This window comes from Tardiphaga sp. 813_E8_N1_3 (assembly GCF_051811025.1).
Classification (GTDB): Bacteria; Pseudomonadota; Alphaproteobacteria; order Rhizobiales; family Xanthobacteraceae; genus Tardiphaga.
In genome coordinates, this window is record NZ_JBPWQE010000001.1 from 2689833 (window position 1) to 2704480 (window position 14648).

A 14648-nucleotide genomic window follows, 5' to 3' on the forward strand; every position below is an offset into this window, starting at 1 on the left:
AACTTCGCCGGGGCCAGCCCCCATCGCAGCTCACCGGCCAATGGCGGCGGTGATCGAACCAGAAGGGTGTGTCATGCAGTTTGACCGTCGACAACTTTTGCTCGGAGGAGTTGGCACTGCCGCTGGCCTTATGCTTCCAGGCAGCGCGTTCGCACAATCGCCGGCCACTATCGGTACTTTCCCGGAAGGCGTCACGGCGGATTCGGTGTTCGTCGGTCTGACCATCCCGCTCACCGGTGTATTTTCGGGCGACGGCGGCGATCTCAAGCTCGGCTATGAACTGGCCATCGCGCAGATCAATGCCGGCGGCGACATCGCACAGAAGTGGGGCCTCAAGGGCAAGGGCGTGCTCGGCCGCCAGATCAAGTACAAGGTGTCCGACACCGAAGGTAAGCCCAACCTCGACGTGCAGAGCGCCACCCAGTTCATCCAGCGCGACAAGGCGATCATGGTGTCAGGCTCGGTGTCATCAGCCAGCGCCATTGCGCTCGAAGAGCTCGGGTCGCGTGAGAAGGTGCTGTACATGGTCGGCATCGCCGGCTCCAACGACATCACCGGCAAGAACTGCCAGCGCTATGGCTTCCGCTCGCAGCAGAACGCTTACATGGCCGCGAAGGCGATGGCGCCTGTCGTCGCCAAGGCGCTGGGCAAGAACGTGAAGTCGGCCTTCCTCGTGCCCGACTACACCTATGGCCACACCGTCTATGACAGCTTCGCCAAGTTCTCGGCGGAGCAGGGCTGGAAGCAAGTCGCCAAGGAAGTCGTGCCGCTCGGCACCACCGACTATTCGTCGGCGCTCCTGAACATCGCCAATAGCGGCGCGGACGTATTCGTCAACATCGCCTTCGGCGGCGATGCGGTCGCTTCGACCAAGCAAGCCGAGCAGTTCGGCGTGCTGAAGCGCATGAAGCTCGTGGTGCCGAACCTGTCCTCGTTCCAGGACAAGGAACTCGGCGCCGAATTGATGCAGGGCGTCTATGGCAGCTGCGATTTCTGGTGGGGGCTGCAGGACACCTATCCGCTCGCCAAGACCTTCGTCGAAACCTTCCTGGCGCAGAACAAGTACTATCCGCGCTGGGGCGCGCATATCGGCTACATGCAAACCTATCTGTGGGCGATGTCGGTCGAACGCGCCGGTACGTTCAATCCGGTCGATGTGATCAAGACAATGGAAAACTCCAAGGCGCAGCCTTATGAGACCACCATCGGCAAGGTCTATTTCCGCGCCGAGGATCACCAGATGGTTCGGCCGATCCCGATCCTGCGTGGCAAGAAGCCGGCCGATATGAAGAACAAGGAAGACTTCTACGAGATCGTCGATATCGCCGACGGCGAAAGCGTGATGAACGCGCCAGACTTCTTCGGCTGCAAGCTCGGCCCCTATACCTAAGGATCACCATGCCAAGCTGGCCCGTCCTCATCTCGCAGGCCTTTAATGGCCTCGCACTCGGCACACTGCTGGCGCTCGTCAGCAGTGGTCTGACGATCATCCTGGGCACGCTTGGCGTTCTCAACTTCGCTCACGGCGCGCTGTTCGCCGTGGGCGCCTATGCCGCTTTCGTCCTGCTGCAATACACGTCGTCTTTTGTGCTCGCGATCGTCGTCGGCTGCGGCTTCATGCTGGCGCTGGGTTTCCTGCTGGAGCGCATCATCATCCGCTATTTCTACGACCGGCCGCATGAGGATCAGATCCTTGTCACTTACGGCGTGGGCATCGTGCTCGTCGAATGCGTGCGTGCAGCCTTCGGAGGCAATGCGCAGCGTGTGCCGGTGCCGTCCTGGGGGCAGGGCGCGACCCAGATGGGCTTCCTGATCTATCCGACTTATCGCCTGCAACTGATCGCCATCATCGCCGGGCTGCTGCTCAGTCTCTATCTCGTGCTCTATCGCACCTCGATGGGCCTTGTGGTTCGCGCCGGCATCGAGAATCCCGGCATGGTCGGCATCCTCGGCATCAATGTGCGCCGCGCCTTCCTGCTGGTCTTCGCCATCGGCGTTGTCGCCGTCGGTCTCGCCGGCATGCTCTATGCGCCGGTCGTGGCCGTGACGCCGGACATGGGCGCCAATTTCATGGCGCAGTCTTTCGTGGTCATCGTGCTCGGTGGCCTCGGCTCGTTCCCGGGCGCAGTCATCGGCGGCCTGATCGCGGGCGAGATCATCAGCCTGACCAGCGCTTTCAACTCGTCCTATTCGGAAGTGATGCTCTACGCGCTGATGGCGGTGCTGCTGATCATGCGCCCGCAGGGTCTGTTCGGTTCGGAAGGCCGCGCATGATGCGTCCTCGTTCCGGCGGCTTGCGGGGCTGGCTTCCCGAACTCGCGGTGCTGTGCACGCTGATCGTGGCACCCATCGTGTTCCCGCATCTCGGTTTCTCGACCGATCTGCTGACACGTGTGTTGAACTGGGGCCTGATCGGCCTCGGCTTCGACATCCTGTTCGGCCTGACCGGCCTGCTGTCCTTTGGACAGGCCGCATTTTTCGGGGTCGGCGGCTTTGTCAGCGCCTATCTGCTGGTGTCCCACACCATCGATAGCGTCTGGTTGGCGCTTTTGATCGGCACCATCGCGGCCGGCTTGTTCGGCCTCATGGTCGGCTGGTTCGCCGTGCGCCGTATCGGCATCTATTTCACAATGATTACGCTGGCCTTCGGCCAGATGGCCTATTTCATCGAGAATTCGCCGCTGTCGGACTACACCGGCGGCGAGAACGGCATCCCCGGCGTGCCGGTGCCGGTACTCGGCTTTGGCGCCAGTGCTATCCGCATTAGCGCGGGAATGCCGATGTATATCCTGTTCGCGGTGATCTTCTTTCTCGGTTACGTGCTGGCGCGCCGCATTGTCGGCTCGCCGGTCGGCGCGATCCTGCTGGCCATCAAGGAAAACACCGGTCGCGTCGCAATGCTCGGCCATAACGTGCCGGCCTACAAGCTGACGGCCTTCGTCATTGCCGCGCTCTATGCAGGCCTCGCAGGCGGTTTGCTCGGTTCGTTCCAGAGCTACATGCCGCCGGATGCGTTTTCGCTGGAGACGTCGGGACAACTCGTAGTTCAAACCATTGTCGGCGGCGCCGGCACGCTGATCGGTCCGCTGGTCGGCGCGGCCGTCTGGCTGTGGCTGCGCGACAATCTGCAACTCATTCCGGGCTTTGCGATCCTGTGGAAGCTGGTGCTCGGCATCGCCTTCATCATTCTGGTGATCGGGCTGCGCCGCGGCATCTGCGGCGAGATCGCCCATTGGTGGAACGAACGCCGTAACCTGGCTGCCGCACGAGCCGCCGAGGCCAAAACCGAAGCCATTGAAGCGCACAATATCGATGCCGCGACCAAACCCGTCGCGCCGCCCAAGGACGTCAAGCTGACACTTGCCGAACCGTCGACGGGTGACAGCGACGTGGCACTCGAAGCCAAATCGCTGGCGCGGCACTATGGCGGTCTCAAAGCCGTCGATGGTGTCTCCTTCAAGGTGCGCCACGGGTCGATTCATGCGGTGATCGGCCCCAACGGCGCCGGCAAGAGCACGCTGTTCAAGATGCTGCTCGACGAGGTCAGTCCGTCCTCCGGCGAAGTCCTGCTGTTCGGCGAGAAAGTCACGGGTGTCGGCGTCAGCCGCGCAGCACAGCTCGGTATCGCCAAGAGCAATCAGCTCAATCAACTGTTTCCCAATCTGACGGTGCGCAAGAACCTGCGGATCGCCGCACTGGCCCGCAGCCGCGGACCGATGCGTTTCGACCTGTTGCGCGGCGCTGGCAGCCTTCCGGATGTCGAGGCGCAGATCACCTCGATCCTCGGTCTGCTCAATCTGGTCGAGCGCGCCGACACGCCCGCGCATATCCTGGCTTACGGCGAAAAACGCCGGCTTGAGATCGGCATGGCGCTGGCGACCAGCCCGAATGTGCTGCTGCTGGACGAGCCGCTGGCCGGCATGAGCCCGGCAGAACGCATCGCGACCTGCGCCTTCATTCGCGACATCGGGCGCTCGCGAACCGTGATCATCGTCGAGCACGATCTCGACGCCATCTTCGAACTCGCCGAGCGCATCACCGTGCTCTACGAAGGCCGACTGCTGGCGGATGGCACCGCCGATGAGATCCGGCGCAACCCGGCCGTGCAGGACGCCTATCTGGGAGGGCTGCACGCGCATGAGCCTGCTTGAAGTCGACAAGATCAATACGCTGTATGGCGATTCCCACGTGCTGTTCGACCTGTCGATCCGGGTCGAGCAGGGCGAGGTCGTGGCACTACTCGGCCGCAACGGCGCCGGGAAGACCACGACGCTGCGCTCGATCATGGGCGTGCTGTCGCCGCGCAGCGGCAACATCCGCCTTGACGGCAAATCCATCGAGGGCCTGCCGCCGTCGGCCATTGCCGGCATGGGCGTGCAACTGGTGCCGGAAGAGCGCGCCATTTTTGGCGGCCTGACGGTCGAGGAAAACCTGCGCATCGCGGCGCTGACGGCGCCGAATGCCTGGTCCTACGATCGAATCTACGACGTGTTTCCGCGCCTCAAGGAGCGCCGCAAATCCGCCGGGCGCACACTGTCCGGCGGCGAACAGCAGATGTTGGCCATCGCCCGCGCGCTGATCCGCGATGCCCGTATCATCCTGCTGGACGAGCCGTTCGAAGGCCTCGCGCCGCTGATCGTGCGCGATCTCGTCGAGGTCTCACGCAATCTCGCCGCCGAGGGCCGCACCATGATTGTGGTCGAACAGAACGTTACGGCGGCATTGAGTTTCGCCAACCGCGTCTATGGGCTCAATAACGGCCACGTGGTGTTCGAAGGCACGCCGGCCGATCTCAACGCCAGCCCCGACCTGATGCGGGACTTCCTCGGCGTCGGGATGTGATTCCCGGGATCTCATCTCCGGGGACGGGGTCCCCGGCTACTTGATTCCCTAGATTTCGATCGGCACCGCGAGGCGTCCGATCAGAAGCGCCACCTCATCAAGGTGATCGCTGTCATGCGCCTCGACGGCTTCGGCGAGCCGGGTGACGCATTCGTCATCACTGATAAAGGGCAGGGAGTTGAGGTCGGTCGGAAGCGCGCGGTCGGTGTGCGTGGCTGGCATCGGTCACCTCGTTCGATTCGGAACTTGTTCAACGTCGCGAAGGGCAGTCTTGCGGTGCAATAAGACTAAATAGCGACACGGTTGGAAAGATTATTCTGTGCGCGCATGCGACATGGGCCCGGTGAGAACGGGCCGAGCATCAAGAATATCCCGTAACATCAGGCATTTTCTGAGTTTTCCCGGATTGGCGATTGCTGTACGACGAGCTGCATTTCCTGCTTTCCAAGCGCGGATCGCTTTGTTATACGCTGCGGCCTGCGAACAAGCTTCGCACGTTCCCTGGTAGCTCAGCGGTAGAGCATTCGACTGTTAATCGAATGGTCGCTGGTTCGAATCCAGCCCGGGGAGCCAAACATCCTTCCGCAAAACAGCTGCCAGAAACCGCGCTCGGGATCGTCTCGATAGTGCGTTGGCTGCTGTGTTTTTACGAACCTTGCATCCCGCTTTGCGCTGCCGTAATTCCTGCAAAAGGAACTTCCAGCCGTTTGCAAGGGATCGCTCATGTCCGACTTTTCGACCGCACGCCAGAAGATGGTTGATGGTCAGGTGCGTCCCAGCGACGTCACCGATTTGCGCATCATCGATGCCATGCTCGCGGTGCCGCGTGAGGAGTTCGTTCCTGCCAGCCAGCGCGCCATGGCCTATCTCGATCTCGACCTCGAAGTTGCCCCGAATCGCTTTCTGATCAAGCCGGTGGTGCTGGCGCGGATGCTGCAAGCCTCCGACGTAAAGGCGACCGACAAGGTTCTGGTGGTTGGTTGCCCCACGGGCTATGCGGCCGCCGTGATCGCCCAGTTTGCCGGGCAGGTCACCAGCGCGGCCGGCATGCCGGCCGATGGCGATGCCGCGAACGGCCCCTATGATCTGATCGTTCTGGCCGGCGCGACGGAAGTCGTCCCGACGGGGCTCTACAAGCAGCTGGCCTCCGGTGGCCAACTGGTGGGCGTGTTCGCCCTGACCAAGCCCGCCCGCGCCGTGATCGTGACCCATTCCCACGACGATTTTGGCTCCCGTCCCCTGTTCGATGCTACCGCGCCGGTTCTGCCGGGCCTGGAAAAGCTCCCGGCATTCGTCTTCTAGGGCTGACCGAGGGCCCTTAGCGGGCATCGGGGCACCGCTAATATCGCCAGCGGTAATTACAAGTGTGGCTTGGATGTCCCATTCGCCAAGTTTTCACTGTCAAATTTCCACGAGAGGTTCCGTCTCGCCAATGCGCGGAATATGGTGAGTGGAGACTCGCTAACGGACATCACCTGTTCCGCCGCCATAATTGTGCGCCCGGATCAGTGAACGGCATGAATGGATTACCAAGAATGGGCGGCGTTAAAGCTCTCACCGGTGCTGCAGCTGCGGCCCTTTTGCTGGCATTTGCCGGAGCGTCACCAGTTCTGGCTGACACGATCGAAGCGGCGTTGGTTCGCGCTTATCAGAACAATCCTCAATTGAATTCCCAGCGCGCTTCGGTGCGCGTCACTGACGAAAATGTGCCACAGGCTTTGTCGGGTTATCGGCCGCGGGTCGCGATCACTGCGAGCGGTGGCTATCAGTACACGGACGCGGTCAACAGCATTGCAGGTACTGCGACCGCAATTCACGGCGTGCAGGTTCCCCGCGCCGTTGGCGCGACCATCACGCAGAATGTGTACAACGGCCAGCAGACGGCGAACCGCACGCGTGCCGCCGAGGGACAGGTGTCGGCTGCACGCGAAGGTCTGCGCGTGCTCGAACAGTCTGTGATTCTTTCCGCCGCAACCATCTACATGGACTATCTGCGCGACTCGGCCGTGGTCGAGGTGCAGAAGAGCAACGTGCGTGTGCTCGAGCAGACGCTGAAGCAGACCCGCGATCGCTTCAATGTCGGCGAAGTCACCCGTACCGACGTTGCGCAGTCCGAAGCCCAGCTCGCTGCCGGCCGCACCCAGTTGCTGACCGCCGAGTCGAATCTCACCACCACGCGCTCGAACTTCCGCCGTATCATCGGCAACGAGCCGAGTAACCTGCAGGCGGGTTCGCCGGTTGATCGTTTCCTGCCGAACACGCTGCCCGGCGCCGTCGATCTCGGTCTCGTCGAAAACCCCAACGTCACCGCCGCGATGTTCGGTATCGACGTCAGCTTCCTCAATGTGAAGGTCAACGAGGGGGCGCTATTCCCGAGCGTGACCTTGCAGGCCAACATCCAGCAGGGCTGGGAACAGTCGATTTCGCAGCCGCGCGGTCTGACGGCATCAGGCATCGCGCAAGTGTCGATCCCGGTTTACCAGGGCGGCGCCGAATATTCGCTGATCCGTCAGTCCAAGGAAACGCTGGCGCAGCAGCGTCTGGCACTCGAACAGGTGCGTGACCAGACCCGCGCGAGCGTCGTGCAGGCCTGGGGCCAGTTGCTGGCGGGCAGGGCGCAGGTCTCGTCCGCACAGGCGCAGGTGCAGGCTTCCGAAATCGCGCTGAACGGCGTTCGCGAGGAAGCCAAGGCCGGCCAGCGCACCACGCTCGACGTGTTGAACGCCCAGCAGGCACTGGTGAATGCGCGCGTCGCACTCGTCACCGCGCAGCATGATCGTGTGGTGGCATCATACTCGGTGCTCAACGCAGTCGGTCGTCTGTCGCCGACGGTGATGAAGCTGAACACCAATGTGTATGACCCAAGCGTGCACTACCATCAGGTGCGCGATAGCTGGGTCGGCGTGCGTACGCCCGACGGGCGCTAACGCGCTCGGATATCACCTGATATCGTGTCGAAAGGGCCGCTTGTGCGGCCCTTTGCTTGCAATCAATTTGTCCGATGACGTACCGTTTGCATTGCTGGCTTAGCGATTCGGAACGCCTCTCCTAATTCCTTGGGCATTTCCCGCGCGACAGTTGGTGGTCAGGCCTTGCTTGATCTTGGGGACAAGTCAGGCTTGCGCGCTGAATCGAACGGTCGTCAAAACGACAACCCGCAAATTCAGCCTCGTCTGGTGTAAAATATTGACGAGAGCGTTGATGATGCGGAGTCGGACATGACGCAACCTGCAAAGGTCCAGGAGCCCTCGATGGAGGAGATTCTGGCGTCGATCCGACGTATCATCGCCGACGACGAAGCCAAGCCGGCCGTCGCCGAAGTTGCTCCTCCGCCGCCGCCCAAGCCAGCTCCTGCACCCAAGCCTGCTGCGATGACAGACATTCCGCCGTCGGCGATTCCTGCCGCGCAGGCTGCTGCCGCCAAAGCACCGCCGCCGCCAGCCCCGAAGCCTGCGCCGCCACCAGAGCCGGAGCCTGCTGCTTCCAACAGCCAGGACGACATCGACGCGATGTTGGCCAGCCTGGAAGCCGCGACCACCGAGGAAGAGGTGCGCCCGGCGCAGCCCGACGGTGATGTATTCGAACTGACCGACGAGATGATGGTCGCCGACCCCGAGCCGGAACCCGCATTCCAGCATGTCGAGCCAGATGACGACCTCGAATTCGCCGAAGCTGTCGCCGCCAGCAGCGAACGGCCGGCGCCGCGCTTCGACGCGCCGTCCTATGATCCGCCGCCGGTCGCGCCGCAGCAGCAGATCCTGTCGCACAGCACCGTGTCGTCCGTGGAGTCGGCCTTCAATGCGCTGGCCAATACGGTTCTGAGCAACAACGCGCGGACCCTTGAAGATCTCGTCAAGGAAATGCTGCGTCCGATGCTGAAGTCCTGGCTGGACGACAACCTGCCAGGCCTCGTCGAACGCATCGTCAAGGCCGAGATCGAGCGCGTCTCGCGCGGCGGCCGCTAGGCCCGCGAGACAGGCAACGACGGCCTTTCGGGGCCTTCGTTTGGCCCTCCGGGGCGGTTAAACAACCCTGTATGTTGACTTGAGCCGCGCTGGCGGGTTTCTAGCGCCATCGGCTTCCTGCGTTCGCCCCAAACCTGAAAATCGGGCCTCAAACCGTGGCCGAAAACCCCTGATTTGATTGAATTGTCATGATCGAAAAGACCTATCAGCCCGCCGATATCGAGACCCGCATCGCCGCCGCCTGGGAAGCCGAAGGCGCGTTCAAGGCCGGCCGCGCGGACCGGGTGGATGCCGAGCCCTATACGATCGTGATCCCGCCTCCGAACGTCACCGGCTCGCTGCATATGGGCCACGCCCTCAACAACACGCTGCAGGACGTGCTCTGTCGTTTCGAGCGCATGCGCGGCCGCGACGTGCTGTGGCAGCCCGGCACCGACCATGCCGGCATCGCGACCCAGATGGTGGTCGAGCGCCAGCTGATGGAGCGTCAGGAGCCCGGTCGCCGCGACATGGGCCGCGAGGCATTTCTCGAACGCGTCTGGAAGTGGAAGGCCGAGAGTGGCGGCGTCATCGTCAATCAGTTGAAGCGCCTTGGCGCCTCCTGTGACTGGTCGCGCGAACGCTTCACCATGGACGAGGGCCTGTCCGAAGCCGTCATCAAGGTGTTCGTGCAGCTACATCGCGAAGGCCTGATCTACAAGGACAAGCGCCTTGTGAACTGGGATCCGAAGCTGCTCACGGCGATTTCAGATCTCGAGGTTCAGCAGGTCGAGGTCAAGGGTAACCTCTGGCATCTGCGCTATCCGCTCGAAGGCAAGAATTTCAACCCGGAAGACCCGGCTTCTTTCATCACCGTCGCGACCACACGCCCCGAGACGATGCTCGGCGACAGCGGCGTCGCCGTGAATCCGGATGACGAACGCTATACCCATCTGATCGGCAAGAACGTCGTTCTGCCGCTGGTCGGTCGTCTGATCCCGATCGTCGCCGATGAATATTCCGATCCGGAGAAGGGCTCCGGCGCAGTCAAGATCACGCCTGCGCACGACTTCAACGACTTCGAAGTCGGCAACCGCCACGGCCTTGCACGCATCAGCATCCTCGATATCGAAGGCAAGCTCGCACTCGCCGACAATGAAGATTATCTGCGCGGCCTGCCGATCGCGGCGTCGGAGCTGGTTGAAGAATTGCACGGCATGGAGCGCTTCAAGGCGCGCAAGACCATCGTGCAGCGGCTGGAGGACTTCGGCTTCCTGGAGAAGATCGAGCCCAACACGCATATGGTGCCGCATGGCGACCGCTCCGGCGTCGTCATCGAGCCCTATCTGACCGACCAGTGGTATGTCGACGCCAAGACCATGGCGCAGCCGGCGATCGCCGCCGTGCGCACCGGCGCCACAGAGTTCGTGCCGAAGAATTGGGAAAAGACCTATTACGAGTGGATGGAGAACATCCAGCCATGGTGCATCTCGCGCCAGCTGTGGTGGGGCCATCAGATCCCGGCCTGGTACGGCCCGGATGGCAAGGTATTCGTCGCCGAGACCGAGGAAGAAGCGGTCGGCAACGCGCTTGGCTATTATGTCGAGCAGGAAGTGATCACGGAAGAGCAGGGCCACGAGATGGCGCTCGATCCGGCGAAGCGCGAGGGCTTCATCACGCGCGATGAAGATGTGCTCGACACCTGGTTCTCGTCAGCGCTCTGGCCGTTCTCGACGCTGGGTTGGCCGCAGAGCTCGGTCGATGTCGATCGCTACTATCCGACCAATGTGCTGGTCACCGGCTTCGACATCATCTTCTTCTGGGTCGCCCGGATGATGATGATGGGCATGCACTTCAAGAAGGACGTGCCGTTCCCGACCGTCTACATCCACGCCCTCGTCCGCGACGAGAAGGGCGCCAAGATGTCGAAGTCGAAGGGCAACGTCATCGATCCCCTGAACCTGATCGACCAGTACGGTGCCGATGCGTTGCGCTTTACGCTGGCTGCGATGGCCGCACAGGGCCGCGACATCAAGCTCGCAACCCAGCGCGTCGAGGGCTATCGCAATTTCGCGACCAAGCTCTGGAACGCCTGCCGCTTCGCCGAAATGAACGAGTGTGTGCTGCCGGTGGGCTTCGATCCGACCAAAGCCAAGGAAGTGCTCAACCGCTGGATCGCGCATGAGACCGTCAAAGCGACACGCGAAGTCACCGAAGCCATCGAAACCTATCGCTTCAACGATGCGGCGGGCGCGGCCTATAGGTTCGTCTGGAATGTGTATTGCGACTGGTATCTCGAACTCGCCAAGCCTTTCATGATGGGCGAGGACGGTCCAGCCAAGACCGAGACCCGCGCGATGGTCGCCTGGGCGCGCGACGAGATCCTGAAGCTGCTGCATCCGTTCATGCCGTTCATCACGGAAGAACTCTGGGCCGTGACGGCGCCGCGCAACGGTCTGCTGGCGCTCGCACCGTGGTCACGCAAGGCGAGCGGCCTGACGCGCGAGCAGGAAGCCCTGATCATCGCGACCGCCGCGAGCGATCCGATCGTTGCACCAATCTTGATGGGCGATCCCGAACCGGTCGCCGACTTCAAGGATGACGCCGCCGAAGCCGAAATCGGCTGGGTCATCGATCTGGTGACGGAGGTCCGCTCGGTGCGTGCCGAGATGAACATCGTGCCGGCGACATTGACGCCACTGGTGCTGGCCGGTGCGTCTGCGGAAACTCAAGCCCGTGCCCAGCGCTGGAGCGATGTCGTGAAGCGCCTCGCGCGTCTCGGCGAGATATCCTTTGCCGATGTCGCCCCGCAGGGTGCTGTGCAGCTCTTGATCCGCGGTGAAGTCGCAGCGCTGCCGTTGAAGGGCGTGATCGATCTCGGCGCCGAGAAGACGCGTCTCGACAAGGAACTCGTGAAAGCCGAAGCCGATATCAAGCGCGCTGACGCCAAACTCTCCAACGAGAAATTCGTCGCCAACGCCGCGGAAGAGATCGTCGAGGAAGAGCGCGAGAAGCGCGAGGCAGCCGAGGCCCGTAAGGCCAAGACGCTGGAAGCGCTAGAGCGACTCAAGAACGCAGTGTGAGCGGAAACGGTTTGCTGAGATAACGCGAGCCGCGCACCCCATAGCGCCACGGCAGCTCGACTGCCTTGGTAATGCCGATGCGAATGCCGGCGACGATGTCCGGCACCTCCGTCCGGGCATGAATGGCGATCGGCGGCTTGTCCAGCGCCAGCCCGTTATGTGCGATGCTGATGCCCAGGGCCTGGCAAACCTTGCCAGGCCCGGAGCACAGCATGCGCTCATCCTGCAGCCCGCGCCGCAGCTGCATCTCGCCAATCCCGAAAGTCGGCTGCAGTGCCCGGATCAGCACCGCGCTGGCCGATCCCTCGGCCTCGCAGACGAAATTCACGCACCAGTGGATGCCGTAGGAGCGGTAGACATAGGCAAAGCCGGGTGGCCCGAACATGATCTGGTTGCGCGGTGTCTGCCCGTTGAAGGAATGGGCCGCGGGCTCGGTGTGATGATAGGCCTCGACCTCGACGATCTCGCCCCCGATGCCATCCACCAGAAGCGTCGCACCGATCAGGTCAGGAGCCACATCGTGCACGCTCCGCGCGAAAAAGCTGCGTTTGAGTGCCTTGCCGAGCTTTTGGGGGATTTGGTGAGGTTTTGGAGCCATTCTGCCCGCTATGTTATGATGCAGGGCCGGGCAAGGCGAGGGCGGGTTGCAGGACAGGGCCCGGCGGATTACCTAAGGCTTCACTCAGAACGGACAGTTCATGGTCGTCGTCCTCGATACCGTTTCCGCCACGCCGCTCCGCCCGCGTCACCCTGAAAAAGTGAATCGCCCGGATTCGTTCTCGCCGCCAAAGCCGGACTGGATCCGGGTCCGCGCGCCGACCAGCCGTGGCTATGGCGACACCCGCAAGATCGTCAAGGAAAACGGCCTTGTTACCGTGTGCGAGGAAGCCGGCTGCCCGAATATCGGCGAGTGCTGGCAGAAGAAGCACGCCACCTTCATGATCATGGGTGACACCTGCACCCGCGCCTGTGCGTTCTGTAACGTCAAGACCGGCATGCCTAGCGCGCTCGACGGCACGGAGCCCGAGCATGTGGCCGAAGCCGTGCGCAAGCTCGGCCTGCATCATGTCGTCATCACCTCGGTCGACCGCGACGATCTCGCCGATGGCGGCGCCGAACATTTTGCGCAGACGATTCGTGCCATTCGCGCGGCATGTCCCACAACCACGATCGAAATCCTGACGCCCGACTTCCTGCGCAAGCCGGGCGCCCTCGAAGTCGTCGTTGCGGCCAAGCCTGACGTGTTCAACCATAATCTGGAAACCGTGCCGTCGCGCTATCTGACGGTACGCCCCGGCGCGCGCTACTTCCATTCGCTGCGCCTGCTGCAGAAGGTCAAGGAACTCGACCCGACCATCTTCACCAAGTCCGGCATCATGGTCGGCCTCGGCGAGGAGCGCCCTGAAGTGCTTCAGGTGATGGACGACATGCGTTCCGCCGATATCGACTTTCTGACCATCGGCCAGTATCTGCAGCCGACCCGCAAGCATCACGTGGTGTCGCGCTATGTCACGCCCGATGAATTCAGCGGCTACGAGAAGGTCGCCTATACCAAGGGCTTCCTGATGGTGTCGGCGAGCCCGCTGACGCGCTCGTCGCATCATGCCGGCGAGGATTTTGCCAAGCTGCAGGCCGCGCGCGCCGCATTGGTGCGCTGAGTTACGATACCGAGTTCCTGAATGCCGAGATTTGCCAACAAGCGCCGCGTGCGTCACAGCGCCTCCCAGATGTTCGATCTGGTGGCCGATGTCGAGCGCTATCCGGAATTCGTGCCGCTGTGCAAGTCGTTGAAGATTCGCCAGCGCACGCCGAAAGATGACGGTACCGAAGTGATCGTGGCCGACATGACCGTGTCGTTCAAACTGGTTCAGGAATCTTTCACCAGCCGCGTGACGCTGGATCGGCCGAACCTCAAGATCATGGTCGAGTATCTGCGCGGCCCGTTCAGCAATCTCGAAAACCGCTGGACCTTCGAGCCGAAAGCCGATGACGTTGAATGCGACGTCGGCTTCTTCATCAATTATGAGTTCAAGAGCCGCATGCTCGCGATGCTGATGGGCACGATGTTCGACGCGGCATTCCAGCGCTTTGCCGTAGCCTTCGAGAAGCGCGCGGACGAAGTCTATCGTGTGCCGCGCGTCACGGGCGTTCCGTCTACTTCTTAGTCGTGGGCTTCTTCAACGGCGCGGTTGTCCTGCGTCGTTTGACGGCGGTCCGTCGCGGCGACCGTGCTCCCCTTGGACGAGCGAGACTGGCGGCTTCGCGCTTCTTGGCCGGCGGCTGTGGGCCACGTGCCAATTCCATCAGCATCCGTAGAGCTTCCAGCACCGAGCGCTGACGCACCGCGCTGCGGCCGATGGCGCCGAAACGGCATTCCTTGTTGACGATGCGACCGTCACGCGACGCGACGGCAAAATGCACAAGGCCGACCGGCTTGCCCGGCGTTGCACCGCCAGGACCGGCAATGCCGGTGATCGAGACCGCGAGATCGACGTCGGCTTCTTCGAGCGCGCCGACGGCCATCTGGATCGCCGTCTCCTTGCTGACCGCACCGAAACTGTCGAGCGTTGCCGTCTTGACGCCGAGCATCGCGTGTTTGGCCGCGTTGGAATAGGTGACGAAGCCGCGATCGATCACATCGGACGAGCCGGGGATTTCGGTCAGCGCGCCGGCGACGAGGCCACCAGTACAGGACTCGGCGGTAGCGATCGTCAGCTTGCGGCTGCGGCAGAGATCGAGCAGCGCGCGGGATAAAGCTCGTGCGTCGCTCGCTGCCATG

General features: G+C 62.4%; 13 protein-coding genes and 1 tRNA gene. 11 read left to right on the forward strand and 3 right to left on the reverse strand.

Going from position 1 to position 14648, the window contains the following annotated elements; translation table 11 throughout:
• Positions 1 to 73 precede the first annotated feature (73 nt).
• Genes AB8A33_RS12850 through AB8A33_RS12865 form a run of 4 tightly spaced genes read left to right on the forward strand, consistent with a single transcriptional unit; the run spans position 74 to position 4842 of the window.
• Positions 74 to 1390 (forward strand): ABC transporter substrate-binding protein, encoded by a 1317-nt coding sequence (locus tag AB8A33_RS12850; RefSeq protein WP_439093134.1) that lies wholly within the window; start codon positions 74 to 76, stop codon positions 1388 to 1390.
• A gap of 8 nt (positions 1391 to 1398) precedes the next feature.
• Entirely contained in the window at positions 1399 to 2274 is an 876-nt protein-coding gene (locus AB8A33_RS12855) for a branched-chain amino acid ABC transporter permease (protein ID WP_068736430.1), read from the forward strand.
• Complete coding sequence (locus AB8A33_RS12860) at positions 2271 to 4151, forward strand: branched-chain amino acid ABC transporter ATP-binding protein/permease (protein WP_439093135.1); 1881 nt, start codon at positions 2271 to 2273, stop codon at positions 4149 to 4151. Before AB8A33_RS12855 ends, AB8A33_RS12860 begins: the two co-directional genes overlap by 4 nt.
• Positions 4138 to 4842, forward strand: a complete 705-nt coding sequence (locus AB8A33_RS12865; protein WP_439093136.1) for an ABC transporter ATP-binding protein — start codon at positions 4138 to 4140, stop codon at positions 4840 to 4842. Before AB8A33_RS12860 ends, AB8A33_RS12865 begins: the two co-directional genes overlap by 14 nt.
• Positions 4843 to 4890: 48 nt before the next feature.
• Here the strand turns inward: AB8A33_RS12865 and AB8A33_RS12870 are convergent, their stop codons facing one another.
• Positions 4891 to 5064: a hypothetical protein gene (locus AB8A33_RS12870; RefSeq protein ID WP_170849674.1), complete on the reverse strand. Its 174-nt coding sequence runs from the start codon at positions 5062 to 5064 to the stop codon at positions 4891 to 4893.
• A 276-nt stretch (positions 5065 to 5340) separates the two neighbouring features.
• On the opposite strand from AB8A33_RS12870, the gene AB8A33_RS12875 reads away from it, so the two are divergent.
• The 5 genes from AB8A33_RS12875 to AB8A33_RS12895 all read left to right on the forward strand — a co-directional run bounded on the left by AB8A33_RS12875 (position 5341) and on the right by AB8A33_RS12895 (position 11869).
• Positions 5341 to 5415, forward strand: a tRNA-Asn gene (locus AB8A33_RS12875).
• Between the two features lie 150 nt (positions 5416 to 5565).
• Complete coding sequence (locus tag AB8A33_RS12880; protein WP_439093137.1) at positions 5566 to 6144, forward strand: protein-L-isoaspartate O-methyltransferase family protein; 579 nt, start codon at positions 5566 to 5568, stop codon at positions 6142 to 6144.
• A gap of 233 nt (positions 6145 to 6377) precedes the next feature.
• Positions 6378 to 7769, forward strand: a complete 1392-nt coding sequence (locus AB8A33_RS12885) for a TolC family outer membrane protein (RefSeq protein WP_439093138.1) — start codon at positions 6378 to 6380, stop codon at positions 7767 to 7769.
• 291 nt (positions 7770 to 8060) lie between these two features.
• The gene (locus AB8A33_RS12890) at positions 8061 to 8807 is read left to right on the forward strand and encodes a PopZ family protein (RefSeq protein WP_439093139.1); all 747 of its coding nucleotides are present in this window, start codon (positions 8061 to 8063) and stop codon (positions 8805 to 8807) included.
• Positions 8808 to 8995: 188 nt separating this feature from the next.
• Positions 8996 to 11869, forward strand: a complete 2874-nt coding sequence (locus AB8A33_RS12895; protein WP_439093140.1) for a valine--tRNA ligase — start codon at positions 8996 to 8998, stop codon at positions 11867 to 11869.
• On the opposite strand, the gene AB8A33_RS12900 is transcribed toward AB8A33_RS12895, so the two are convergent.
• The gene (locus AB8A33_RS12900; RefSeq protein WP_439093141.1) at positions 11853 to 12467 is read right to left on the reverse strand and encodes a DNA-3-methyladenine glycosylase; all 615 of its coding nucleotides are present in this window, start codon (positions 12465 to 12467) and stop codon (positions 11853 to 11855) included. The two genes, AB8A33_RS12895 and AB8A33_RS12900, sit on opposite strands and share 17 nt — an antisense overlap.
• 100 nt (positions 12468 to 12567) lie before the next feature.
• On the opposite strand from AB8A33_RS12900, the gene lipA reads away from it, so the two are divergent.
• Positions 12568 to 13527 (forward strand): lipoyl synthase, encoded by a 960-nt coding sequence (lipA, locus tag AB8A33_RS12905; protein WP_439093142.1) that lies wholly within the window; start codon positions 12568 to 12570, stop codon positions 13525 to 13527.
• A 21-nt stretch (positions 13528 to 13548) separates the two neighbouring features.
• Positions 13549 to 14034: a type II toxin-antitoxin system RatA family toxin gene (locus tag AB8A33_RS12910; RefSeq protein WP_439093143.1), complete on the forward strand. Its 486-nt coding sequence runs from the start codon at positions 13549 to 13551 to the stop codon at positions 14032 to 14034.
• Here AB8A33_RS12910 and AB8A33_RS12915 read toward each other — a convergent pair.
• Positions 14024 to 14647, reverse strand: coding sequence for a CinA family protein (locus AB8A33_RS12915; protein ID WP_439093144.1), 624 nt, complete (start codon positions 14645 to 14647; stop codon positions 14024 to 14026). The genes AB8A33_RS12910 and AB8A33_RS12915 overlap by 11 nt on opposite strands.
• Between the last annotated feature and the right edge of the window lies 1 nt (position 14648).

What these genes read in the sequence shown, in the direction of transcription:
- AB8A33_RS12850 (WP_439093134.1), top strand. Translation starts at nt 74, where the DNA reads ATGCAGTTTGACCGTCGACAACTTTTGCTCGGAGGAGTTGGCACTGCC.
- AB8A33_RS12855 (WP_068736430.1), top strand. Translation starts at nt 1,399, where the DNA reads ATGCCAAGCTGGCCCGTCCTCATCTCGCAGGCCTTTAATGGCCTCGCA.
- AB8A33_RS12860 (WP_439093135.1), top strand. Translation starts at nt 2,271, where the DNA reads ATGATGCGTCCTCGTTCCGGCGGCTTGCGGGGCTGGCTTCCCGAACTC.
- AB8A33_RS12865 (WP_439093136.1), top strand. Translation starts at nt 4,138, where the DNA reads ATGAGCCTGCTTGAAGTCGACAAGATCAATACGCTGTATGGCGATTCC.
- AB8A33_RS12870 (WP_170849674.1), bottom strand. Translation starts at nt 5,064, where the DNA reads ATGCCAGCCACGCACACCGACCGCGCGCTTCCGACCGACCTCAACTCC.
- AB8A33_RS12880 (WP_439093137.1), top strand. Translation starts at nt 5,566, where the DNA reads ATGTCCGACTTTTCGACCGCACGCCAGAAGATGGTTGATGGTCAGGTG.
- AB8A33_RS12885 (WP_439093138.1), top strand. Translation starts at nt 6,378, where the DNA reads ATGGGCGGCGTTAAAGCTCTCACCGGTGCTGCAGCTGCGGCCCTTTTG.
- AB8A33_RS12890 (WP_439093139.1), top strand. Translation starts at nt 8,061, where the DNA reads ATGACGCAACCTGCAAAGGTCCAGGAGCCCTCGATGGAGGAGATTCTG.
- AB8A33_RS12895 (WP_439093140.1), top strand. Translation starts at nt 8,996, where the DNA reads ATGATCGAAAAGACCTATCAGCCCGCCGATATCGAGACCCGCATCGCC.
- AB8A33_RS12900 (WP_439093141.1), bottom strand. Translation starts at nt 12,467, where the DNA reads ATGGCTCCAAAACCTCACCAAATCCCCCAAAAGCTCGGCAAGGCACTC.
- lipA (WP_439093142.1), top strand. Translation starts at nt 12,568, where the DNA reads ATGGTCGTCGTCCTCGATACCGTTTCCGCCACGCCGCTCCGCCCGCGT.
- AB8A33_RS12910 (WP_439093143.1), top strand. Translation starts at nt 13,549, where the DNA reads ATGCCGAGATTTGCCAACAAGCGCCGCGTGCGTCACAGCGCCTCCCAG.
- AB8A33_RS12915 (WP_439093144.1), bottom strand. Translation starts at nt 14,647, where the DNA reads ATGGCAGCGAGCGACGCACGAGCTTTATCCCGCGCGCTGCTCGATCTC.